The following is a 24,809-nucleotide window of genomic DNA, read 5'->3' as shown; positions in this document are numbered from 1 at the left end:
TTTAGTTTATACAATTTTACGAGCTGTAAATCAGTCAGTTAGTAACTTTGGTAACCTTTCTTCAATACAATGATGAGAATCATTTTGAATAATGATTTATGTCATAAAAACCGTTAATTTAGAAAAAAATGGCAAAGAAATTTTACTTACTAAATGCCAGTGAATAATTCAAAAGATTCTAGATAATCGGGAATGAAAATATTTTTATGACCACTTTGTTCAAGCTCATTTTTCAAATGCTTCATAGCTTCCAATTCACCATGGACGATAAAGGTAAATTTTAATGCATTTGTAAATGATTCATACCATCTGATTAATTCCAGTTGATCAGCATGGGCTGATAAACCATCTATTTTTGTGTAATGACATTTGATGGATTTTTCTTCTCCGTAAATTCTCACGCTTTCCTTACCCTCTAAAATATCTCTACCTCTAGTGCCTACTGCCTGAAATCCAACCATTAGTAATAAATCATTTTCATTGCCTAAGCGATTAAACAAATGGTGAAGAATTCTACCCCCGGTAAGCATTCCACTAGCGGAAATAATAATGGCTCTATTTTTTAATTCATTAAGTAGTTTGGATTGCTGATGTTCCTGTACATAATGAAAGTTTTTAAAATTAAAGATCTCTTTATCCTTTAACTTATGGCGATCACTATATTTTTCATAGAGATTGGTCACGCTTATCGCCATTGGACTGTCAATGTAAACTGGGATATGCGGAATCTGGCCGGTTCTCATTAATTCATACAGGTAAAATAATAGATTTTGAGTTCGACCTACTGTAAATGCAGGGATCAAAATGACACCATCATTTAAATGATATAAAATATTCTGTTTTAACTCATCCTGAACTTTAGAAACTTCATTTATTCGGTCTCCATAAGTGGATTCCATAAATAATACATCTGCATTTTTGAAATGAGTGGGAGAATTTAATATGGGGTCAGAATCTCTTCCGAGATCTCCACTGAAAAGAAGAGTCTTTTCTTGGTTTTCACCTTTCAAAATAATTTTTACTGATGCAGCACCTAAAATATGTCCTGCTGGATAAAATATAATTTGAACCTTATCATTAAGGTCGAAGGGTCTTTCGATCTTTTGGGGAACCAAGGTCTTTAATGCCGCTTCAGCATCTTTTTGATCATACAAGGCTAATGGGTTTTTGTGCTTAGAAAAGCCTTTTTTCTTAGCGTACTCTGCTTCCTCTTCCTGAAGTTTGGCTGAATCTAACCACATAATTTCAAGAAGGTCAGCTGTTGCATCTGTACAATATACTTTTTTATTGTATCCTTGTTTAATCATTCTTGGAACGTAGCCAGAATGATCTAAATGTGCATGTGTGAGAACAATTGCATCTATTTCTTCTACATTAATGGGGAAATCATCCCAATTTCGCAATCGAAGGGTTTTTAAGCCTTGAAAAAGCCCACAATCAACTAATACTTTAAAATCGTCTATTTCTAACAGAAATTTTGATCCTGTTACGGATTGTGCGCCACCCAAAAATTTTACTCTTACGTCCATATTGATCTACTTATGTAGCATTTAACACTAGCAAACTATCAATTTAAACGTAAAACTTGTATGAAATGAATGATTATTTTGAAAATATTATGAGCTAAGGGTGGAGGAGTGAAAAAACAAACTCATGTCAGACTGAATTGCTGACATGAGTTCAATTTTATTAATCTGCAGAAATTCGTCCTGCGCTATTGCTCTCACTGTCTAAGCGAGGTCTTCCTTGATAAGTAATTTTTGAAGCACTACTAGCTTCTGCATTTAAATAATCAGTAACGTAAACTTCGGCTTTAGCAGCACTTGAAGCTTCAATATCAGCTCTTTTTACTTTTAATCCATAAGCCTCCAATTTTGCTGCACTGCTAATATCTAAGTTGAAGTAGTTAGCTACTCCTTTTAATCTTGATCTTCCTGCACTAGATAAATCCATGTTGATTTCATTATAGTCCAGATCAGCATATAATCTGGCACCACTTCCAATATCTAAAGTAAGTTTGCTACCTTCCATTTTCTGAACATTAGCAGTAGCTCCAGATGTTACTTCTAAATTATTTAATTCTGGCATTCTGATAATACACTTCACTTTAGGGAACTGTGAATCCCAGTCCCAATCTTTTGAAAAGAATTTCCATTCTACTTCCTCTCTATCAAAATAAACTTTCAATCTGTTATTTTGAACTTCAAACCGGAAGTCTTCCAAATCATCCGTGTCATCAGTAACCACTTGTAAACCATAGTCATTCGATTGAATTACTTCAATCATGATTCCTGTATTTGCAGATATTTCATCGAAATCTGAGATTTCATAGGTTCTAGTATAAGCATCATCATCAAATTCTAATGATGGACCGAAGAACAAATCGGTATTAGATCTAAAATCATCATCTGATTCGTAATATGATCTTTTCGTTTCTTTTTTATCAGTACAAGTCAAACATTTTAAGTCTCCATTTTCTTCAAATGTCCATCTGTTATTGGGGATTTGACTTACACTATACCCATTAATATAAATTGTATTTTTTAGGATATGTCTCATTTTTCTACCCATCTCAAACTCTTGTCCATAAGGTACATATAAGGTCATATCTAACCTTTGTCCTCTGAATGGCGCATCTTCTTGAAACTGAATATTCGAATCGAACCATAAAATACTGTCACTTTTCAACTCTACATTGTGGCTTACCTTTTCCGCATTCTCACTAGCTTCAACTCTGGTGCTGCCTTGTGCTTTAAATCGTTTTTCTAATTTATAAACATCGCCTTCATATCCTCTGATTTTTAGATCAGTAACATCATAATCTTCATAACCTACTTCATTTAATTTAAGAACAGCCACCTTATTATTTAGATTATACTCCTCTGTTATTACTACTTCTCCATCAGATTTAAACTCCATAACTTGCGCTGGTATTAAAAATGCGCCTGTTATTAAGCTTACAAACCAAATAGCGATCAAAGAGAATGCGACAGTTCTGTTCATTAACCATTTTCTAGCCATCACACTAATACCTGCAACCGCTAGGAATAATGCTGGGATTAAGGATAATAAGAATACAACAATAATTAATTCTGCAGAAAAGGTATTGGCAATCAGTTGAGGCGGAATATCAAAGAAATTAAAAATTGAGGCATCTATCAATAAGCCTTGGCTGATAATAAGCAAAACAATCGAGGTAACCGCAGATGATAAACCCACCACAGTTAATACAATACCCAATACGATTCTTGCAGCTTCTACTAAGAAGTTAACTAAAGGACCTAGTATTTTTGCTAAACCAGTTAAAATAATTGCTATTAACCTGAAAGGAAATAATAAGATTTTAACTAATAATGACTCTTCACCATCTTCAACCTTTAAGCTCGATTTAATATTCTTTTCAATATTACTTAAGGTAATGGGGGTTCCTTCCATCTGCATTTTCTCAGTTACTGTTTTCGCAGAAGGAGTAATAAACCATAAGACTAAGTAAATAATTAAGCCTGCTCCTCCTGGAATTAAGAGTAATACAAATAGTATTCTAATGATGGCAACATCAGTTCCAAAATAAGCTGCTAATCCTTTTGCTACACCGCCAATTACTCTGTTTTCTTCACTTCTATATAGCTTTTTTACCTTGTCATCCTCTTTAAGATTTGGATTTGCGGGTAAGAAAATCCACATTAAAATGTAACCGATAAAGATTATGGCAGAGGTAGGTTGGAAAGGAATAAGTCCTAAGAACCCTACTATGAATAATAATCGTATCCATAAAACGTCAATACTAAAGTAATTCGCTATACCTGCTGCAACACCTCCAAAAATATATCTTTTAGTGTCTCTGTATAACTTTCTTTCTCCTTCACTTGCTTGGCTTTCATAGCTTTCAGTAGTGTTTTCTTCAAAAGCTTCATCCGTTTCTTCAGCTTTTTTGAAATCTTCAATGCTACCTAACGTAATCATTAAAGCTTCTACATCTTCAAGCTCAATTACTTGCTTGTCTTCCTTAAGTTTAGCTAAGAAAATTTCAGCAATACGATTTTCAATATCGCTAATGATTTCCTGACTGTCCTTAAAATCTGAAAAATAACGATTGATGGCATCCAGATAGTTTTTCAGCTTGTCAAAGCCGTCTTCTTCTATGTGGAAAATTATGCCTCCTATATTTATACTTATATTCTTTTTCATTGCTTTAAAATTAAGATTTTTTGATTAATGATTTTGAGAAATTATTAGCCAATTAATTTTCCTCTTTTTCAGATTTAAGTTCATCATCTGTTTTTTTCTTGATTCTTTTGGCTGATTTATTAATCTCAATCCAAGTTTCATCCAATGCTTTAATTGTATTTTGTCCGCTCTCAGTTAATTGATAATATTTTTTAGGCAGACCACTTTGCGTCTGTGACCATTCATATTGAACTAAATCTTCTTGCTTCAATTTCATTAATAAAGGGTATATGATACCTTCAACTTTAATTAAATCTTCTTCAAGTAATTCGTCAATGATATCGGAGGCGTAAATTTCACCTCTTCTTAAAATCTGCATCACACAATATTCCAGAACCCCAGTCCTTAATTGTGTTTTTATCTTTTCTGCTAACATAGAATTATCATTTATTGATTAATTAATTATGGACCCAATGCCATTGTCTCTTATCCTATGCCAAGATGTGTACCATATTAATTTAACTAGTGAAATGATTTGCACTATTTTGATTAAAAAGTGCCTTTACATCAAATAAAATGGTGTTATTTATTTTTTTATTGAATTAAAGCAGGAAATCTAATGTTGAGGATTTGTTCGTGAAAGGTCAATTTCTTCCGATAATTGTTCGAAAGTGAACAATATAATATGCCTTGAATTGCTAGATTTAAGTTGAAATCTACCCTTAGAAATTCAGATATGAATATCAACTTATAACTATAATTCTTATTTTTGAAAATTAAAGAACCCAATATTTAATGCGTAATCTCATTTTACTATTTTTATTATTAACCTCATCTCTTGAATTGTCTGCGCAGATTTCAAAACCAAAATATGCGAATGAGTTTTTATCTATTGGTGTGGGAGCTAGAGCTTTTGCTTTAGGTGGAGCTACAGTGGCATCAGTTGAGGGAGCATCAGCTGGTTATTGGAATCCTGCAAAGTTATCATCGTTAGGAAGTGATTATGCTTTAGATTTAATGCATGCAGAATATTTCGCAGGAATTGCGGCATATGATTATGCCGCTTTTGCGACAAACATTGATGAAAAAAGTAACATGGGGTTTTCAATCATTAGATTTGGAGTTGATGATATACCAGATACTCGGTTTATCTATGATGCAAATGGAGCCTTAAATTATGACAATATACGATTCTTCTCTGCTGCTGATTATGCTTTTCAATTTTCTTATGCCAGAGAATTAGATTTTTTGGAAGGGCTTTCAGCAGGTGCTAATATGAAAATAATTCACAGAACTGTCGGTGAATTTGCTACAGCCTGGGGATTTGGCTTTGACTTAGCAGCGCATTATAAATGGAAGAATTTTGATTTTGCTTTAGTAGGGCGTGATATTACAGGAACCTTTACTAGTTGGTACCATAATATAACTCTGATTGAAGATATCTATACTCAAACGAATAATACAATTCCTGAAAACACTACTGAATTGGCAGTACCTCGTGTAATATTAGGTACTGCCTATACGCAAGAGCTACCTTATAAATTCTCTATAATGGGAGAGTTTAATTTTGATGTAACCTTTGATGGTGCTCGAAATACTTTTGTTAGTGAAGAAAATTTCTCTATTGATCCTAAAGGAGGAATTGAAATTGCATATGACAATATGGCTTTTCTAAGATTTGGAGGAAATAATCTCCAAAAGATTAAAAATTTTAATGGTTCAGAGAGATGGAACGGTCAAGCAAATATTGGATTGGGATTTAAATATAGAATACTACAAGTTGATTATGCTTTCACTGATTTGGGAAATAGTTCTGAATCTCTTTATTCTCACGTCTTCACTTTAAAATTGAATTGGAATGCGAAGGAATAGGGTAGTATTTATTATATCGTTTTTATTTCAGTTTACTCAACTACTTGCTCAAAATCCTCAGTCATGGATTAATTATAATCAAACTTATTATAAAATCTCAACAGCAAGTAATTCGCCTTACCAATTAACTTATAATGATTTATTAGAGGTCGGAATTCCTTTAGCAACTATTGATGCAAGAGCCATAAGAATGTATCATCGTGGAGAGGAGGTAGCAATTAGAATTACAGGACAAAATGATGGACGAATTGATCAAGGGGATGTAATTCAATTTTTGGGAAAATCCAATGATGGGGTTTCAGACACACCATTATATCAAAATCCATCAGATCAGGCTCATCAATATTATAATCTATTTTCTGATACCACCGCTTATTTTTTAACATGGCGGTTAGACGGTACAGCAGGTAAGAGAATGATAGAAAGAAGTATTGTTAATAATACAAGCAGTTTAGCAGCTGAAGAATCAATATTACAATCAAAATTGCAACTATACACTCAAAATGGAGACAGAGGTCAACGTTATAGCCCCCAAGATGATGTTTATAAATCTTCCTTTGATTTAGGTGAGGGATGGACTGGATCGGCTTTTACGGCTTCAACAGATTTTACACTCTCCAATATTGTTAAAGAGAATAGATCAGCAGCTTTACCTGAACTTGAGGTATTAATACAAGGCCGAAATATGCGTTTACATCAAACAGAAATACTAGTAGGACCTAATACTGGTAATCTTCGATCAATTGGGGTAGTCAATTTTGAGGAATATCAATACCAATTATTAAATGCTGAATTGCAGTGGGAGGATATCAATACTGATGGAACAATGATAGTTCGCGCTATACCTCAAGCTGAGGGAGCAGATAGAATTTCTTTATCCTATATTAAATTAGATTATCAAAGAAATGCAGATTTAGAAAATGAATCGGGTATTCAGTTTAGTCTAAATCCAAATCCTAATTCTGAATCTTATGTGAGCTTTACAAATACCAATAGTAGTGCACGACTTTACAGAGTGGATATTTATAATGAACCAGAGCTATTGTTAACCAATCGAAACGGTTCTGAAATCAATACTGTAGTCCAAAATACATTAAATGGCGCAAAGCTATACATTCAAAATCAGAATTTCTTAAGTCCTAAAATTGAGAAAGTTAGTTTTAGAAATTTGGCTAATTTAAACCCTGATTATGTAATAATTAGTCATCCTCAATTAATGAGGCCTAGCGGAGAGTATAGCAATCCTGTAGCTGCATATTCTGCTTACAGGGCTTCAACTACTGGTGGAGGATATGATACACTTACAGTTGATATAAATCGATTATATAACCAGTTCAATTATGGAGAAATCTCACCTCTAGCTGTTTATAGATTTACTGAATATTTGGTTCAAAATACCAAAGCTAAAATGGTTTTTATAATTGGGAAAGGAACCAATTGGTATCATAATTATTACAGAAGAAATGAAATAACTGATGATTTATACAATGATTTTGTTCCACCCGCAGGTTCACCTGGTTCCGACAATTTATATGGGTTTGATTTAATAGATAATGCCAGAGCATCTATATCCTTTGGCCGTTTAAATGCACATAATAGTCAAATTGTAGCTAATTATTTAGATAAGATAAAGGATATGGAATCTCAGGAATTTGATGATTTGAGAAGGAAACATTTCCTAAATCTTAGTGGTGGGGTTTCTTTTACTGAAGTGAATCGATATATCAATTATATCAACGACTTTGCTAGCGCTGAAATAAGGCCTTATATCGGAGGAGATTATTCTAACCTAACCAAGGAAACTACCCAAGTTGTGGAGTTTATAAATGTATCTGAAGAAATTAATAAAGGAGTTAATTTGATTACTTTCTTTGGTCATTCTAGTCCCAATACTGCAGACATCGATATTGGACTTGTTTCGAACGAAAATTTGGGTTATGAAAATCAAGGGAAATACCCCTTTATTCTAATTAATGGTTGTGATGCAGGGGCTATTTATCAAATCGCTAAAAATGCAGATGTATTTGGCGAAAATTGGATCAACACAGCAAATAAGGGTGCTTTAGGGATGATTGCTCATTCCTATTTAGGGTTCTCAAATGAATTGAAACGCTACAGCGATATATTTTTTGCAAAGGCATATAACGATTCGGTTTTAATTAATGAACCCATAGGAATCGTTCATAAAGCAATAACAAATTCATACTTGGATATATTTGGTGCCAATCCTTCGCCTCTGTATATCTCTCAGGCACAACAGATGAATTTGATGGGAGATCCCGCATTTAAACTATTTCCTGCTGAAAAGCCTGATTATGAAATAACGGATGAATCATTGGAGGTAGTTTCTTTTGATGGGAATGAAATTGATGCCTTAACTTCTGAATTTGGGATAGATGTGATCATTAATAATTATGGCATAACAGTTGAAGATTCCTTAGCTATTTTAGTAAAAAGAAATTTGCCTAATGGAGAAATAATTGTTCAAGACACACAATATGTGGCACCAGTATATTATCAGGATACGGTTCAGATTAAAGTAATAAATAATAGGCCAGAAAGTTTTGGACAAAATATATTTGAAGTTATAATTGATCCTGCTGGCAAAGTAGATGAACTCAACGAAAATAATAATACAGCTCAGATTGAATTCTTCATTTCCTTAGGTACAACACTTAATTTATATCCCTACAATGATGGAATAATAAATAATCAAAATATTACCTTAAAAACACAATCAATTGATTTAAAGTCTCCTGTACGAGATTTTTCATTTCAATTAGATACTGTTCCTACTTTCAATAGTCCATACTTACAATCCCAAACCATAAATGCGAGAGTAATAGCAGAATGGCAGGTAAATTTATTGGCTGTAGAGGATCAGAATTATTACTGGAGAAGCAAATTTGCAAACCCTCAAGCAGGTGAATTAGATGAATGGTCGAATTCAAACTTTGTTTACAATTCAAATTTAGCTCAAGGTTGGCGTCAGAATTCTATTAATCAGATTTCAAAAAATAATATTGAAGGGATTACCATTTCAAATACATGGAGCTTTGAAGAAAATAACTTTGACTTAAGTGTTGTAGCTCCTGCTAATAGTCAAACAGATAATATCAGTATTAAAATCAATGGGAATGAATATGCCACTTTTGGTAGTCAGTTGGGGCCTTGTGCTATAAATACACTTAATTTAGTAGCATTTGATAAATCAACTGGCGTGCCTTATGTAATCCTATCGAATGGAAGTTTTGATGTGTTAGATCCCTTATCATGTGGGATTAGACCACAAGTCATTAATCAGATTAGAAATGGACAATTAGCACAACCGGAAGAGTATTTTAAGAAATATTTTGATGAATTAGCTGAAGACGACTTTGTATTGATTAGTTCATATGATAGTGTAGCATGGAATGTGTTACGCGCTAATAATAGAACAGAATTATTGAACTTAGGTGCTTCTTCATCAGCGATAGATAATTTACAAAATGGAGAGCCTTATATATTATTGGGAAGAAAAGGTGCAGGAGAGGGTAATGGGATTGAAGTTTTGGCTGATCCCAATAGTACTACTTCAACTAAAGAACAAACTATTAACTTGGATGACATAATAAATGCGCGTTTTGAATCAGGAAGTATAGTTTCTAGAATTATAGGTCCAGCAAAATCTTGGGATCTATTAGATGCTAATTTTATTAATGTTGAAGCATCTGATATAATTAGAATTGATGTATTTGGAATTGATACTTTATCTAATCAAACATTATTATTCTCAGATGTGAACCTACCGCTTAATATATCGAATATAAATGCTGAATTATATCCTCAATTAAGATTGAGAATTAATTTTTCTGACCCTACAAATTTAACACCTGCTGAACTCACTAATTGGGAAGTGACACATACTGAAGTACCTGATATTCTAATTTTACCAACTCAAGATACAGAAGAAATGAGAGCAGAATTGGCTGAAGGAGAAGTATATAATGCTTCATTTCAATTATTCAATGTTACTCCTAATGATTTTGATGACCCTATAATTTTAAATCGTGAGATATTTAACCGTGAAAGTAGACAGACTTTCAATGAAAAGATACAGTTTCCTGCTTTACTCAGCGAATCAGATACCACATTTAGCCTAGGTATTAATTCTGAAGCAAAAGTAGGTGAGAATGATTTAATCCTGAAACTGAATGATAATAACTTATACAGTGAGAAAAGATTTAGTAATAATCTGCTTAATTATAATCGATTATTCATGGTGCAGAAAGACTCACTTCCACCATTGATTGAAGTTACTTTTGATGGAATTAGTATTCTAGATGGTGATATAGTATCACCCCAACCTTTTATTCAAATTGAATTAAAAGATGAAAATCAACTCATTCAGAAAAAAGATACTACTGGAATTGAAATGGAATTACTAGAACAGTGTGAAGGATGCTTGCCACAGAGAATCAACTTTTCAAGCCCTAATGTTGAATGGATTCCAGCATCAGAAGGAAATGCTTTTACCATAAATTACCAACCTAATCCTTTAGAAGATGGAGATTATCAATTAAGAGTTCGAGCAACTGATGCTAGTGAGAATACAGCAGGGGAAGAGCCTTACAAAGTACGCTTTGAAGTAGTTAATGCATCTACTATCACAAATTTTTATCCTTATCCTAATCCATTTTCTACCAGCACACGCTTTGTTTTTACCTTAACAGGTAGCGACTTACCTCAAGAAATTAAAATTCAAATTTTAACGGTAACAGGTAGGGTAGTAAGAGAAATATTGCAAGATGAAATCGGGCCTATTCATATCGGAAATAATATAACTGATTATGCTTGGGATGGAAAAGATGAATTTGGTGATCGATTAGCAAATGGTGTTTATCTCTACCGAGTATTAGTACGTAAAGATGGAGCTTTTATGGAACAGAGAGCAACAGCGGGTGATAAAGCATTTACAAAAGGATACGGGAAGCTTTATATTTTAAGGTAATTTGCGGTCGAATATAAATTATTTCGTGTTGTTAACACTATTTAACACAAATCATAGTTGGTAATATACCTTAGTAGTTAATTTGCATAAAAATTATTCTAAAAGAACTATGATGAAGAAAGCACTATCAATTTTAACCACTTTTTATTTACTTTCTATTTCTCTGTCTCTAGCTCAGGGGGTAGAATTTTACACTAACGATGATGGAGATAAACATATTTGGGGGGAATTTCCAGTTCATCAATTACAAGAGGATACTACTTATTCAACTTGGTTTAACAAAGGCTATGAGAAATTCTCATTAGAGCAAAGAGAGTTAGAATGGACTAAAAAACTTCAGAACAAAGAAGTAGACATTTATTTAGGAACTTGGTGTGGAGATAGCCAGGAGTGGGTACCTCAATTTCTTAAACTTTGGGATGAATTAGGTTTAGAAAGGGATCAACTGAGATTCATTGCTCTTCATAGTTCTGATGAAAAATACAAACAAGGCCCTAATGGAGAAGAAAAGGGCTTAAATATTCACCGTGTACCTACCTTTATTTTTAAAGAAGATGGAAATGAAATTGGTAGAATAGTAGAATCGCCAAGTACAGATTTATTAACCGATGTTGCTCAGATTGCATTGGGATATCCATCAGCCCCTAATTATAAAGGAGCTAGTTATTTTCTTGATCTTTTTGATAAAATGACTATGGATGAGGTTTACGAAGATATCCAAAATATTTATAATACAGCTTATTATAAAGTAGGTAGATCTGCAGAGTTGAATACCTTGGGTAAGGTATTAAAAGCTGGGGGAAAAAATAAAGAAGCCTCACTTGTTTTTCAACTCAACACCTATTATCACTCCTCAGTATGGTATACTCATAATAGTTATGCAGAGCTTTTGACAGAAATGGAGAATTATTCAGAAGCAGTTAAAGCTTATGAGAAAGTAATATCCATATATCCTGATAATGAGAAAGCTAAAGCAGAGTTAGAAAGGATTAAACCACTGGCTTTAAAGCAAGAAGAAGAAAATGAAAGTATAGAAGGAGCTAATTAATATAGCTTCCTTCTTTATATTATTTTGATTAAACTGAAACCTAAAAATACTGCTAATAAACCTATTAGTATACTTCCAATTCCGTATAAAAGAAACAAGCCAAACTGACCATTTTGTAGGTAGCTTAAATTTTCAAAAGTAAAGGTTGAAAATGTTGTGTAACCTCCGCAAAAGCCTGCGATAAGTAATAGTTTAAAGTTTAATGATGGGTTTTCTAATTCATAGGCAAGGAAAATCCCTATTAAAAATGAACCTAAAATATTGGCTATTAAAGTACCGAATGGTAAAATTGTAGATAAATACTTTTGAGAAATTAAAGCTGTACCATAACGAGCAATACTACCTAATGCTCCACCTAAACCTACTAATAGTAAATTTTTTATCATTTTGAGGCATATTTACGTTTCCATTGATCACGATCATACACTAATTTACCTGCGGAATTCCATTCTTGGTTAATGTAGGGCTCAAAGTTTTTATCGAAAGGATCACGACCGTATTGAATGGTTTTTTTCCTTCTTCTTCTTAAATCATAATATTCAACCCATAAGCCTACTTTTTCATCAAATCTGTACTCACCTTGGACGGCTACTTGACCATTTTCATGAAAGTAAAGATAGGTTCCCTCTTTTTCACCATGTTCAATAGGAATTACTTCTTTTACCCGTTCTCGCTTTTCCTCATCATAATAGGTGATTTTAGAGTCAATAGGCCAACCTTTAAAATAGGTTAACTTATCTAATAAGATCCCGTTATTGTCATAGCGCATCCATCTGCCATGTTTTAGCCCATTCCAAAACATCCCTTTTTCAATTACTACCTCATCCTTTAATTTTTGGTATGGTCCATGTAATATTCCAGCAAATTTCGGGTCTGCATTTTTAGTACTTCTGATTTCTTTTCTTTGAAAATCATACCAATAGAAATCTCGGACATATGGATCGGGTTCCACAAATTCTTTTTTTAAGTAATTAAAGAGTTCACGAGTTACATTATTTCCATAACCTGAAAGCGTATAGCTCTTTCGAGTTTTCTTATCATAATAGAAGTTTCTTTTTGGTTTTTCTTCTTTCTTTTCTTCTTTGTCTTCTTCCTCTTCTTGTTCCGTGCTTAAGTCTATGGTAACAGGAGCTCCATCTAAAAATTGGAAAGTTTTTTTGATGGTGTCAGCTGGAGTTGGGATAGTATCCTGTGAAGCTTCTTCTTTTTTATCCTGCGCGATTAGTATAGTGGATAATGAGATGAAAAAAATTGATATGAGTAAGAATTTCTTCATATAGCCATTAACGAAAACAGCCCGAAGTTATTGAAAATTCCGGGCTGTCTCTAATAATTATTAATTTTTCAATTACGAATTTCTAATTATTTTTCCATCATTTCAACGCTACGGTTAATAAAGTCAGTCAAGTCTTTACCATTTAACATGTTTTGCGATAATAGCGCTAAATCATAGTTCTGCTTTGCAATATTTTTTTGCTCCTCTTCTTTTTCAGCTTTCAATATTTTGGAAGCCATCTTATGATTTGCATTCACAGTTAAATTATACTGATCTGGCATTCCACCCATGAAAGGCATTCCACCTCCAGTTTGCTGCATATCTTTCATTCTTCTCATAAATTCTGGCATTGTCAGTGATACTGGTAATTCATCAGGCGATAATGCTTCCACTGCAACCGTCATAGATTGATTATTGATGGCTTCTTCAAAAATCTTTTTAAGCTTTTCTTTTTCATCATCAGAAAGAACGCTTTCTGCTTTTTCATCCTTGTCAATTAACTTGTCTACAATATCAGCATCCACACGCTTGATATTTGTTTTCTCTAGTTTTTGTTCTAATTGATTGATGAAATGGGCATCAATTGGGCTATCTAATAAAACAACATCATAGCCTTTTTTCTGTGCTGAGTTAATGTATGCATGTTGCTTATCAGGATTTGAAGCATAAAGTATAGTCACATTCCCATCTTTATCGGTCTGATTACCAGCAATGCTTTCTTTATATTCATCTAAAGTGAAATATTTATCCTGTTCAATGCTTTGTAATAAGCAGAATTTCTTCGCTTTGTCATAGAATTTGTCATCACTCATCATTCCATACTTCACAAATAAGCCAATGCTTTCCCACTTCTCTTCAAATGATTTTCTATCATTTTTGTAAAGTTCAGCTAATTTATCCGCTACTTTTTTGGTGATGTGATTATTGATTTTCTTTACATTACTATCTGCTTGTAAGTAGCTTCTAGAAACGTTAAGAGGAATGTCAGGAGAGTCGATAACTCCATGCATTAACATCAAGAATTCAGGAACAACATCTTTTACTTCATCAGTAATAAATACTTGACGAGAATATAGCTGAATTTTATTCTTCTGAATATCAAAGTCATTCTTGATTTTAGGGAAGTATAATACTCCTGTTAAGTTGAACGGATAATCAACATTTAGATGAATCCAGAATAAAGGATCTTCACTGAATGGATATAATTCTTTGTAAAAGTCTTTATATTCCTGATCCGTTAAGTCAGCAGGTGCTTTTGTCCAGATTGGAGTAGTATTGTTGATTACCTTTGGTTTCTTTACCTTTTTCTCTTTGGCATCATCTCCTTCCCCTTCTTTTACTGTTTCTTCTGTTTCTCCAAATATGATTGGGATTGGTAAGAATTTACAATACTTGGTAAGAATTTCATTGATTCTGTATTCTTCTAAAAACTCTTTTGAATCATCATTAATGTGAAGAATAATTTCAGTCCCTCTTTCTTTCTTGTCACCCTCTTTTAATTCAAATTCAGTACTTCCATCACAAGTCCAATGAGCTGGTTTAGAGTCCTTTTCTCTTGATAAGGATATAATTTCTACTGTATCTGCCACCATAAAAGCAGAATAGAAACCTAAACCGAAGTGACCTATTATTCCAGATCCTTCACCTTTTTCTTTATATTTTTCTACGAATTCGGTGGCACCAGAAAAGGCAATCTGGTTAATATATTTTTTGATTTCTTCACCTGTCATACCGATACCTTTATCGATGACATGCAAAGTCTTTTTCTTTTTATCTATCTTGATTTCGATGCTAAGATCACCTAAATCACCCTCATATTCGCCTAAAGTACCTAGGCTTTTAATTTTTTGAGTAGCATCTACTGCATTTGAAACTAACTCACGTAGGAATACCTCATGATCAGAGTATAAAAACTTCTTTATTATCGGGAAAATATTTTCCGAATGAATCGAAATACTACCTTTCTCTTGCATTTTGTTTACTGTTTTGATTACAAACTCGCAAACCTCAATAGTTATTCCATTTGAATTTTTATGATCATTTGCTGTCAGCTTGTCATAAATTTTGAATTGGATAATGTCAACTATGAAAAAATAGCATTATTGTTAATTCACAATCAAAAAAAATGCCTCTCTAATATAGAAGCATTTTATATATTTTTCTTTATAGCTCCTTATTATCTCAACCTATCCATAGATCTTACAAGCCTTTCATCTTTTCTTATAAAACGAACAGCTAATGAATTGAATACTAGCGCTATGGCTGGGAGAAAAAGCCCGTAATTATAAGCTCCAGCTATACCTGGTAATACATTGCCTTCTGCTTGTGTAGTCCAATATGCAGATAAACCTAAAGCCGTACCGATTAAGATTGAATTCAGAGTTGAGAGCATAATCTGTCTCATTCTATTTTTATACATTCCAATGGCAATGAAAGCAACTAATGAACCTAAAAGTCCTAAAATTCCAGCAACAGCATATGGCATAAATTCTTGTTCTTCTCCTTGTTCTGGAATATTGGAAGTTTCTAATGCAAAAGCAGTAATCGTATAGGTAGCACCGGTTTCAGTATCCACTTTTTGCCATAAAGGTGAAAAAAGGAAAACTAGCATTGCTAACGCAACTATCAGTAAAAATATAGTTTGTATTCTTTGAAGCATCTAAAAATCTGTTTGATTATTTAATTGCAAATATACAGTAAAAAATACTTTAGCAAATGTAACAACACTAAAATAGAACTTAATTCTACATTTGATTTCAATATTTAAACCACCCTAGCTTTTGTTAGTTATGCATTATAAATGACTAACTAATATCATGTATGGTGAAATTATTTTATTTTGTATTAGTATTTTTAGTCCCCTTTCAAATCAGTAAGATGACAATATTTAACTTTAATAAGAATTCTGATTTATCTAATTGGTATGTGGTAGATGATAAAGTTATGGGTGGAGTTTCCGCTGGTTCTATCAGAATTAATGAAGAAGGGTATGCAGTTTTTAAGGGAGATGTTTCCTTAGAAAACAATGGTGGGTTTTCATCTGTCAGATACCGATTTCCTAAAATCGAGTTAACAGATTTTACAAAAGTTAAAATTAAATTGAAAGGTGATGGTAAAAATTACCAGTTCAGAATAAAGGCAAATTCAAATGATTATTATTCTTATACATTTACTTTTCAAACGACAAACAATTGGGATATTATCGATATTCCACTAAGTAGTATGTATCCTGTTTTTAGAGGTAGAAGACTTAATATGCCTAACTTCAATCATTCATCTGTTTCAGAGGTAACCTTTTTGATTGCAAATAAGAGGAATGAAAAATTTGAATTACTAATAGACAGTATTGAGTTGATTTAAATAGAACTTTTCATCTTCTTTTTCTTTATTATATCTTAAATGAATGTAACAACTGTTACTATCCTAATATTTGAATGTGCGTTACTTGCATCATAGTTTTACAAAAATTAGAAATAAATGAAAAATTCAAATATAACAATTATTGACGTAAGGTCAGAAGGAGAATTTGTAATGGGACATGCTCAAGGAGCAATAAATATTCCCTTAAATGAGATAGAAGATAAAGCTGAGGAAATTAGCAGGATCGATGGAGAAATAGTATTATGCTGTGCATCAGGAAATAGAAGTGGAATGGCACAAAGCATTTTACAATCCAAAGGTATAGATTGCCACAACGGAGGTTCATGGTTTGCGGCTGAAAATTATGCAATGGCATTATGAGTTTTTTAAGAAAATTATTCGGTTTAGGTCCTAAAGCTGATTTTAAAACATTAGCTGAAGAAGGGGCCATAATTTTGGATGTTAGAACAAAAGGGGAGTTTAAACAAGGTCATATAAAGAATGCTAAAAACATTCCTGTAGAGACTTTGGCTTCTAATATTTCTCAATTAAGAGATAAAGAAAAAACAATAATCACCTGTTGTGCATCAGGAATGAGGAGTAGCAGAGCTAAAAGTATATTAAAAGCGAATGGTTATGAAAACGTTTTTAACGGTGGTGCGTGGACTTCACTAAATAGAAAATTAATATGATTAAAGCGATTTGGAATACTCCCTGGACTTTTATGCGATGGCTAAGATTGCTTATAGGTATGTATTTATTAGTAACAGCTTATCTGGAATGGGATTTCATGGCATTAATAGTGGGAGGATTATTCACTTTTCTAGCTTTGTTGAATCAAGGATGTGGTAGTGGCAGTTGTGCTGTGCCCAAAAAATAAGTAAAAAAAGCCAGTAGTTTTCTGGCTTTTTTATTTTGTAAAAACCGACAAAATAACTAAAATTTATGAAAGAATTTTGGAATGAAAGATATGCTCAGGATACGTTTGTTTACGGAACTGAGCCCAATGAATTTCTCCGTGACAATTTAAAAAAAATGGAAGCAGGTAAGATTATTCTTCCATGCGATGGTGAAGGTAGAAACGCAGTTTTTGCTGCACTTTTAGGTTGGCAAGTGAATGCATTTGATTTTAGCTCATCAGCAAAAGCTAAAGCAAATAAACTTGCAAAAGAGATGAATGTGTCTCCTCATTATGAAACTGCAGATATTCATGAAAAGGAGTATCCGGAAAATTCAGCTAATGTAGTGGCTCTCATTTACGCTCATTTTCCTGAAGAATTAAGAAAACTTGCTCATCAAAAAGCCATAAAATGGTTGAAGCCTGGAGGGAAAATAATATTGGAAGCTTTTAATCCTGATCAAATCAATAATAATTCTGGAGGACCCAAAAATGTAGAGATGTTATATACAAAAGAAATCCTTAAAGAAGATTTTAAAGATTTAAATATAGAATTGCTGGAAATTACAGAAACACATTTAACAGAAGGAAAATATCATGAAGGAAAAGCTGATATTATCCGCTTAATTGCAACTAAACCTTAACAATAAATAAAAACTATCAATTATGGATACTGAAATCTTAGCAAGAATACAGTTTGCCTTTACAGTGGCCTTCCATTACATCTATCCACCTTTAAGCATTGGATTAGGAGTAATATTAATCATTATGGAAGGGATGTACTTGAAAACAAAAAAAGAGTTATATCATAAAATGACCCGTTTTTGGGTTAAGATTTTTGCTCTCATATTCGGAATTGGAGTAGCTACTGGAATTGTAATGGAGTTTGAATTCGGAACGAATTGGGCAACCTATTCACGCTATGTTGGAGATATATTTGGTTCTGCTTTAGCTGCTGAGGGTTTATTTGCTTTTGCACTAGAATCAGGATTTCTTGGGGTATTGCTTTTTGGATGGAATAGAGTTTCACCCGTTGTTCATTTTATTTCTACTATTGGAGTTGCTTTTGGTTCTATGTTTTCAGCTGTTTGGATAGTGGTAGCCAATAGTTGGCAACAAACCCCTGCTGGTTTTAAAATAGTGGGAGAGGGTTTAAACCAAAAGGCAGAAATTACTGATTTCTGGGCAATGGTATTTAATCCATCATCAGTAGATAGACTTTCTCATGTTATTATAGGAGCCTTTCTTGCCGGAGCGTTTTTAGTACTCTCAGTAAATGCATATTACATTTTAAAAGGAAAATTCCTTGAAATAGCAAAACCAGCTTTTAAAATCGCATTGGTTGTAGCAATGATTTCTTCTTTAGCACAATTATTTACTGGGCATAATTCAGCTGATGGTGTTGCAGAAAATCAACCTGCAAAACTTGCTGCATTTGAAGGTCATTATCCTAAAAGTGAGGTGGCAGATTTATATTTATTCGGTTGGGTAGATCACAAATCAAAAGAAGTTGTAGGAATTAAATTACCAAAAGGTCTAACGTTTCTAATCCATCAGGATTTTACTACCCCAGTCAAAGGTCTAGATGCTTTTCCTGAAGATGAAATTCCTACTCAGGTGAACGCAGTTTTTCAATTTTATCACCTTATGGTAGCTATTGGTATGTTATTAATTGGCTTAAGTTTATTTGCAGGCTTCTTATGGTGGAGAGGAAAATTATTTCAATATAGATGGCTTATGTGGGTATTCGTTTGGGCAGTATTTTTACCCCAGATTGCTAATCAGGTAGGGTGGTTTGCCGCTGAAATGGGAAGACAGCCTTGGGTGGTTTATGGATTATTGAAAACTTCTGATGCCTTATCTCAAGCAGTTACTGCTAATCAGGTTTTATTCTCATTAATTTTATTTTTCTTCGTTTACTTATTGCTTTTTCTATTATTTATATATCTACTTAATAAGAAAATTCAGCACGGACCGTATGATGAGAAAATGGAAGACCAAAGGCCGCATCAAACTGCTAGTGTACCTGATTTCAACTAATCAAATTATCAATCAATCTTAATTTTAATAAGCTAAAAATATGGATACTTTTATCGGACTTGAATATAATATTTGGTGGTTTTTGCTGTTGGGAGCAGTGGTAACGGGTTATGCGATCCTGGATGGTTTTGATATTGGTGTTGGAGCTATTCATCTCTTCTTAGGAAATAGGGAAAATAGAAAAATTGCAATAAATGCAATTGGCCCCGTTTGGGATGGAAATGAAGTTTGGCTTGTAATTACAGGAGGAGTCTTATTTGCAGCTTTTCCTCCTGTTTACGCTACACTTTTTTCAGGTTTATATATCCCGCTGATGTTGTTTTTGGTCATGATTATCTTTAGAGCAGTGTCAATCGAATTCAGAGGGAAAGAACCGATGGTGTGGTGGCAGCAAACTTGGGATATCGCTTTTTCAGTTGCCAGCATTATTATGGCACTTGCTTTAGGTATGGTATTAGGGAATGTACTGCAGGGACTGCCAATTGATGAAACAGGTGAGTTCACTCATGAAACAGATTTTAATTTTATCAATCCATTTTCTCTATTAACTGGTGTGACCACTTTAGGTTTATTTATGCTTCATGGAGCTCTTTATTTGGGAATGAAAACTGAAGGTAAGCTTTATGACCAATTAGGTTTAATAATAAAAAATAGTACTGTATTTTTTATTTTAGCAGCGTTACTGTTAAGCTTTTACACATTACTATACGTACCCCATTTAACTGATCAAATTAAAGAACAAGAATGGATGTTTTTCTTGCCTGTGGTTCTAGTATTATTAATGGCTAATATTCCTCGTCAGGTAAGCAAAAGGAATTATGGATATGCTTTTATTTCTTCTACTGGAGTGATTTCAGCATTATTAGTAATTGGAGCAGTAGGGCTTTTTCCTTCTATGCTTCATTCTACTATTGACCCTGCTTATAGTTTAACACTTTATAATGCTTCTGCCTCTGAAAAATCATTAGGTATAATGCTTACCATTGCAATGATTGCTGTACCCTTAGTTGCGATATACACAGGCTTTGTTTTCTGGACCTTCCGTGGCAAAGTTAAAATTGACGAACATAGTTATTGATTTTATCTATAACTATATATAGAAAATCGTCTTAATCGATTGTTGGAACACTAAATTTATAGTGTATTTTTGTATAGAATCAAATTTTTTAAACCATAAAGTAATGAAAAGAATAATTCCAATAGTATTATTATTCGTCATGAGCATGTTTACAGCATGTCAAAATGAAGGCGAGAAGACTGCAGAAGCAGATGCTTATTCTGGTGCTACTAAGAAGAGTGAATCTGCAATGAAGGCGAGCCAATTAACTGATTGGTGGCCAAATAGATTAGATTTATCAATTTTAAGGCAAAATTCTGAGTTGTCGGATCCTATGAATAAGGATTTTGATTACAAAGAAGCTTTTCAAAGCTTAGATTACTATGCGTTGAAGCAAGACATTGCTAAAGTACTTAAAGATTCTAAAGATTGGTGGCCTGCAGATTATGGTCATTATGGACCTTTTATGATTCGTATGGCATGGCACAGTGCAGGTACTTACCGAACTGGCGATGGTAGAGGTGGATCAAGATCTGGTCAACAGAGATTTGCTCCTATTAACAGCTGGCCTGATAATGCTAATTTAGATAAGGCAAGAAGATTATTATGGCCTATCAAGCAAAAATATGGTAACAAAATTTCTTGGGCAGATTTAATGATCTTAACAGGTAATGTTGCCCTAGAGGATATGGGATTTGAAACCATCGGTTTTGCTGGTGGTAGAGAAGACGTTTACGAGCCTGAATTAGATGTTTATTGGGGATCTGAGGAGAAATGGTTAAGTGATAAAGAACGTTATTCTGGAGATAGAGAATTGGAAGATCCTCTAGCAGCTGTACAAATGGGGTTAATTTATGTAAACCCAGAAGGACCAAACGGAAATCCTGATCCAGTATTGGCTGCATACGATATCAGACAAACATTTGGAAGAATGGGTATGAATGATGAAGAGACTGTTGCTCTAATTGCAGGAGGTCACACATTAGGAAAAGCCCATGGAGCTGGTCCAGCTGATAATGTGGGTGAAGCACCCGCTGCAGCAGATATGGAGGAGCAAGGTTTCGGATGGAAAAGTTCTTACAAATCAGGTAAAGGTAAAGATGCTATAACTTCAGGTTTAGAAGTAACATGGACTGCAACTCCTGCAAAGTGGAGTCATAGCTATTTAACAAGTTTATTTGAAAATGAATGGGAGCTAACTAAGAGCCCGGCAGGCGCTCATCAGTGGGTGGCTAAAGATCCTAAAGTGATGGTGCCCGATGCGCATGACCCAAATAAAAAACATAAGCCAGCAATGTTTACAACTGACTTATCTTTAAGATATGATTCAGGTTTTGCAAAGATCTCTCGTGAGTTTTTAGAAAACCCTGATTTATTTAATAAAGCGTTTGCTAAAGCTTGGTTTAAATTAACCCATAGAGATATGGGACCTAATTCTACTTATTTAGGACCTGAAGCTCCTGAAGAAGATTTCATCTGGCAAGATCCTGTTCCAGAAGTTAATCATCCTTTAATTAATGCTTCAGATATTGCTAGCTTGAAGAATGATATCCTTAATTCTGGATTAAGTATCAGTGAAATGGTTACTACTGCTTGGGCATCTGCTTCAACTTACAGACATTCAGATAGGAGAGGTGGCGCAAATGGTGCACATATCCAATTAGCACCAATGAAAGATTGGGAAGTTAATAACCCAGAGCAATTACAAAAAGTATTAGGTACTTTAAGAAATATTCAGGGAGAATTTCACAAAACTTCAGGTGCTAAGAAAGTATCTATGGCTGATCTTATTGTATTAGCAGGTGCTGCCGGTATTGAGAAAGCTGCTGCTAATGCTGGATATGATGTTGAAGTACCTTTTACTCCTGGCCGTATGGATGCCAGACAAGAAGATGTTGATGTGGCTTCAATGAATTTATTAGAGCCAATGGCAGATGGATTTAGAAATTATCTAAAAACTAGATACAGTGTTTCTACTGAGGAGTTATTAATTGACAAGGCTCAATTGTTAAGATTAACTCCACCAGAAATGACGGTATTAATTGGAGGTATGAGAACATTAGGAGCTAATTATGATGGTTCAGAGCATGGTGTTTTCACTGACGATAAAACAAAATTAACGAATGATTTCTTTGTGAATCTTTTGAGCATGAGCACTGAGTGGGATGCTACAGATGATACAAAAGAACAGTTCATTGGAAAAGACAGAGAAACTGGAGAGCAAAAATATACAGCAACTAGAGCAGACTTAGTATTCGGTTCACATTCTGAATTAAGAGCTTTAGCTGAGGTGTATGCACAGTCTGATTCAAAAGAGAAATTTGTGAATGACTTTGTCGCATCATGGGACAAAATAATGAAGTTAGATAGATTTGATTTAATCTATCAGTAATCAATTAGTGGTTATTGTTTTTAGAAAAGCCGAGCTGAAAAGTTCGGCTTTTCTTATATTCGGCCATTTTAAAATCAAAATAAATGAAAATAATAATTGCTTCTCAAAATCCAGTAAAAATTGAAGCTACTAAAATAGCCTTCCAAAAAATGATAGATGATGATTTTTCATTTGAAGGTATTAACGTTCCTTCCAATGTAAGAGATCAACCCATGGATCATAAGGAAACATTACTAGGAGCAAAAAATAGAGCTCAAAATGCAAGGAATAATAAGCCTAATGCTGATTATTGGGTAGGCATTGAGGGAGGAATTCATAATGATGATTTCGGTATGCAAGCTTTTGCTTGGATAGTTATCTTATCTAAAACGAAGAACAGTCAAGCGCAAACTGCAGTGTTTTATCTACCTGAACCAATTGCAGAAATGGTAAACAATGGTATTGAATTAGGCGAAGCGGATGATATTTACTTTAAAAGAAGTAATTCAAAGCAAAAAGATGGAGCAGTCGGAATTTTAACCAATGGATTAATAGATAGAACACAATACTATGAACATGCTATAATTATGGCTTTAATTCCATTTCAAAATAAACGGTAATTTTAGTTTGTTTTTAGCTTTTACTCTTTTATTTTTATAAGAAAAACTATGAATTCTTATATAACCTTGTTGTTCTTTTTCATCTCAATTTCGCTTGGATTCTCACAGGAGCAAGTAAATTTGACTATTAGAAGTAATAAGGGGCTATCTAAAGAATATTTGCTAATCCTTCAGAATGAAACTTATGCTTTTAGCCCGGATCAAAAGGAATATGTATTTTCATTAACAGTTTCTGAACCCGAATTTGGAGCGCTTATTACACCAAACAATAGATCATATACATTTTGGTACGATGGGGGTGAGGTTGAAGTGTTTTTTGAACAGAATATTTTTAGTAAAGAATTAATAGTAAGTGGATCAGAAAGTCATAAAATTTTTGAAAAGTTTGATTATAAAGATCCATATCCCAAATTCAAAGAGGTTTTCATTTCAAACTTAAATTCAATAGTTGCCTTAAATTACATAGATCGGTATTACAGATTTATGGATTTCACAAAAGCTCAATTTAAAGAGCTTTATCAGCTTATTCCAATAGCAAGGCGTTCAGAAATACCTAATTTCAATGCATATATAAATAGTTTAGAAAAGAGAAAAATCGAGCTGAAAGCTGAAATTATTGATTTTACTGGGTTTGACAAAGAAGGGAATTCTATTAGCACTAAAGATTTTCGTGGTCAATATCTATTAATAGATATAGCCGCTTCATGGTGTGGACCCTGTTGGAAGGCTTTTCCCTATTTAATTGAAGTGAAGGAAGAATTTAGTGAAGTGCAATTTATTACACTTAATGAAGATAGTGCTATAGATAGATGGACATCTTTAGCTGAGAAGAATAATTTATCAATAAACTGGCCAGTGATATGGACGATTGAGGGTGATAAAAAAGAGTTGCTACTTCAATATAAGATTCAATCATATCCAACTTATTTATTGGTTGATCCAAAAGGGATTATTGTTGAAAGATGGGAAATTTCTTCTGAAGAAGTACTGAAAGCTAAATTGAAAAAACATATTAATAGAGGTTCTTGAAATAGTATAATCAGTGGATTTAGCTTAGAACCTTTGATTAAATGTGAAGTCGGTTGTTTATTTAATATAGTAACATTTGTT

Annotated in this window: 20 protein-coding genes; 13 read left to right on the top strand and 7 right to left on the bottom strand. The window is 33.4% G+C overall.

The window, feature by feature from the left end; genetic code table 11:
• Positions 1–149: 149 nt before the first annotated feature.
• The 3 genes from QYS48_RS01390 to QYS48_RS01380 form a co-directional block, all read right to left on the bottom strand.
• On the bottom strand, positions 150–1,529 hold the full coding sequence (locus QYS48_RS01390; RefSeq protein ID WP_308357219.1) for an MBL fold metallo-hydrolase: 1,380 nt from the start codon (positions 1,527–1,529) through the stop codon (positions 150–152).
• A gap of 160 nt (positions 1,530–1,689) precedes the next feature.
• Entirely contained in the window at positions 1,690–4,188 is a 2,499-nt protein-coding gene (locus tag QYS48_RS01385) for a PspC domain-containing protein (RefSeq protein ID WP_308357218.1), read from the bottom strand.
• A gap of 52 nt (positions 4,189–4,240) precedes the next feature.
• A complete protein-coding gene (locus tag QYS48_RS01380) occupies positions 4,241–4,603 on the bottom strand; it encodes a PadR family transcriptional regulator (protein ID WP_308357217.1) in 363 nt (120 codons plus the stop codon).
• A gap of 359 nt (positions 4,604–4,962) precedes the next feature.
• Between QYS48_RS01380 and QYS48_RS01375 the strand changes: the two genes are divergently transcribed.
• The 3 genes from QYS48_RS01375 (at position 4,963) to QYS48_RS01365 (ending at position 12,077) form a co-directional block, all read left to right on the top strand.
• On the top strand, positions 4,963–6,039 hold the full coding sequence (locus tag QYS48_RS01375; protein ID WP_308357216.1) for a PorV/PorQ family protein: 1,077 nt from the start codon (positions 4,963–4,965) through the stop codon (positions 6,037–6,039).
• Positions 6,026–11,029 carry a C25 family cysteine peptidase gene (locus QYS48_RS01370; RefSeq protein ID WP_308357215.1) on the top strand — a complete coding sequence of 1,668 codons (5,004 nt, stop codon included), beginning with the start codon at positions 6,026–6,028 and terminating at the stop codon, positions 11,027–11,029. The genes QYS48_RS01375 and QYS48_RS01370 overlap by 14 nt, the downstream gene beginning before the upstream one ends.
• A 109-nt stretch (positions 11,030–11,138) precedes the next feature.
• Positions 11,139–12,077 (top strand): thioredoxin family protein, encoded by a 939-nt coding sequence (locus tag QYS48_RS01365; RefSeq protein WP_308357214.1) that lies wholly within the window; start codon positions 11,139–11,141, stop codon positions 12,075–12,077.
• 14 nt (positions 12,078–12,091) lie between these two features.
• Here the strand turns inward: QYS48_RS01365 and crcB are convergent, their stop codons facing one another.
• The 4 genes from crcB to QYS48_RS01345 form a co-directional block, all read right to left on the bottom strand.
• Entirely contained in the window at positions 12,092–12,463 is a 372-nt protein-coding gene (gene crcB, locus QYS48_RS01360) for a fluoride efflux transporter CrcB (RefSeq protein WP_302099692.1), read from the bottom strand.
• Positions 12,460–13,353: a hypothetical protein gene (locus tag QYS48_RS01355; RefSeq protein ID WP_308357213.1), complete on the bottom strand. Its 894-nt coding sequence runs from the start codon at positions 13,351–13,353 to the stop codon at positions 12,460–12,462. The genes crcB and QYS48_RS01355 overlap by 4 nt, the downstream gene beginning before the upstream one ends.
• Before the next feature lie 86 nt (positions 13,354–13,439).
• Positions 13,440–15,326: a molecular chaperone HtpG gene (gene htpG, locus QYS48_RS01350; RefSeq protein WP_308357212.1), complete on the bottom strand. Its 1,887-nt coding sequence runs from the start codon at positions 15,324–15,326 to the stop codon at positions 13,440–13,442.
• A gap of 203 nt (positions 15,327–15,529) precedes the next feature.
• The gene (locus tag QYS48_RS01345) at positions 15,530–16,012 is read right to left on the bottom strand and encodes a DUF4293 domain-containing protein (RefSeq protein ID WP_308357211.1); all 483 of its coding nucleotides are present in this window, start codon (positions 16,010–16,012) and stop codon (positions 15,530–15,532) included.
• 218 nt (positions 16,013–16,230) lie between these two features.
• On the opposite strand from QYS48_RS01345, the gene QYS48_RS01340 reads away from it, so the two are divergent.
• The 10 genes from QYS48_RS01340 (at position 16,231) to QYS48_RS01295 (ending at position 24,728) form a co-directional block, all read left to right on the top strand.
• The gene (locus QYS48_RS01340; protein WP_308357210.1) at positions 16,231–16,713 is read left to right on the top strand and encodes a CIA30 family protein; all 483 of its coding nucleotides are present in this window, start codon (positions 16,231–16,233) and stop codon (positions 16,711–16,713) included.
• A gap of 117 nt (positions 16,714–16,830) precedes the next feature.
• Complete coding sequence (locus QYS48_RS01335) at positions 16,831–17,094, top strand: rhodanese-like domain-containing protein (protein WP_302126842.1); 264 nt, start codon at positions 16,831–16,833, stop codon at positions 17,092–17,094.
• Positions 17,091–17,405, top strand: a complete 315-nt coding sequence (locus tag QYS48_RS01330) for a rhodanese-like domain-containing protein (RefSeq protein ID WP_302126840.1) — start codon at positions 17,091–17,093, stop codon at positions 17,403–17,405. The genes QYS48_RS01335 and QYS48_RS01330 overlap by 4 nt, the downstream gene beginning before the upstream one ends.
• On the top strand, positions 17,402–17,593 hold the full coding sequence (locus tag QYS48_RS01325) for a hypothetical protein (protein WP_302126837.1): 192 nt from the start codon (positions 17,402–17,404) through the stop codon (positions 17,591–17,593). The genes QYS48_RS01330 and QYS48_RS01325 overlap by 4 nt, the downstream gene beginning before the upstream one ends.
• A 65-nt stretch (positions 17,594–17,658) precedes the next feature.
• A complete protein-coding gene (locus QYS48_RS01320) occupies positions 17,659–18,255 on the top strand; it encodes a methyltransferase domain-containing protein (RefSeq protein ID WP_308357209.1) in 597 nt (198 codons plus the stop codon).
• A 22-nt stretch (positions 18,256–18,277) separates the two neighbouring features.
• Complete coding sequence (locus QYS48_RS01315) at positions 18,278–19,651, top strand: cytochrome ubiquinol oxidase subunit I (RefSeq protein ID WP_308357208.1); 1,374 nt, start codon at positions 18,278–18,280, stop codon at positions 19,649–19,651.
• A 40-nt stretch (positions 19,652–19,691) separates the two neighbouring features.
• Positions 19,692–20,729 (top strand): cytochrome d ubiquinol oxidase subunit II, encoded by a 1,038-nt coding sequence (gene cydB / locus QYS48_RS01310; RefSeq protein ID WP_308357207.1) that lies wholly within the window; start codon positions 19,692–19,694, stop codon positions 20,727–20,729.
• A gap of 103 nt (positions 20,730–20,832) precedes the next feature.
• Positions 20,833–23,100, top strand: coding sequence for a catalase/peroxidase HPI (gene katG / locus QYS48_RS01305; RefSeq protein ID WP_308357206.1), 2,268 nt, complete (start codon positions 20,833–20,835; stop codon positions 23,098–23,100).
• Positions 23,101–23,183: 83 nt separating this feature from the next.
• A complete protein-coding gene (gene yjjX / locus QYS48_RS01300; RefSeq protein ID WP_302099703.1) occupies positions 23,184–23,699 on the top strand; it encodes an inosine/xanthosine triphosphatase in 516 nt (171 codons plus the stop codon).
• A gap of 48 nt (positions 23,700–23,747) precedes the next feature.
• Positions 23,748–24,728, top strand: a complete 981-nt coding sequence (locus QYS48_RS01295; protein WP_308357205.1) for a TlpA disulfide reductase family protein — start codon at positions 23,748–23,750, stop codon at positions 24,726–24,728.
• The last annotated feature ends 81 nt before the right edge of the window (positions 24,729–24,809 follow it).

It is taken from the genome of Marivirga arenosa, from assembly GCF_030503895.2.
Taxonomy (GTDB): domain Bacteria; phylum Bacteroidota; class Bacteroidia; order Cytophagales; family Cyclobacteriaceae; genus Marivirga; species Marivirga arenosa.
The sequence above is the reverse complement of the archived record's forward strand: the minus strand, read 5'-3'. Positions and strand labels throughout refer to the sequence as shown.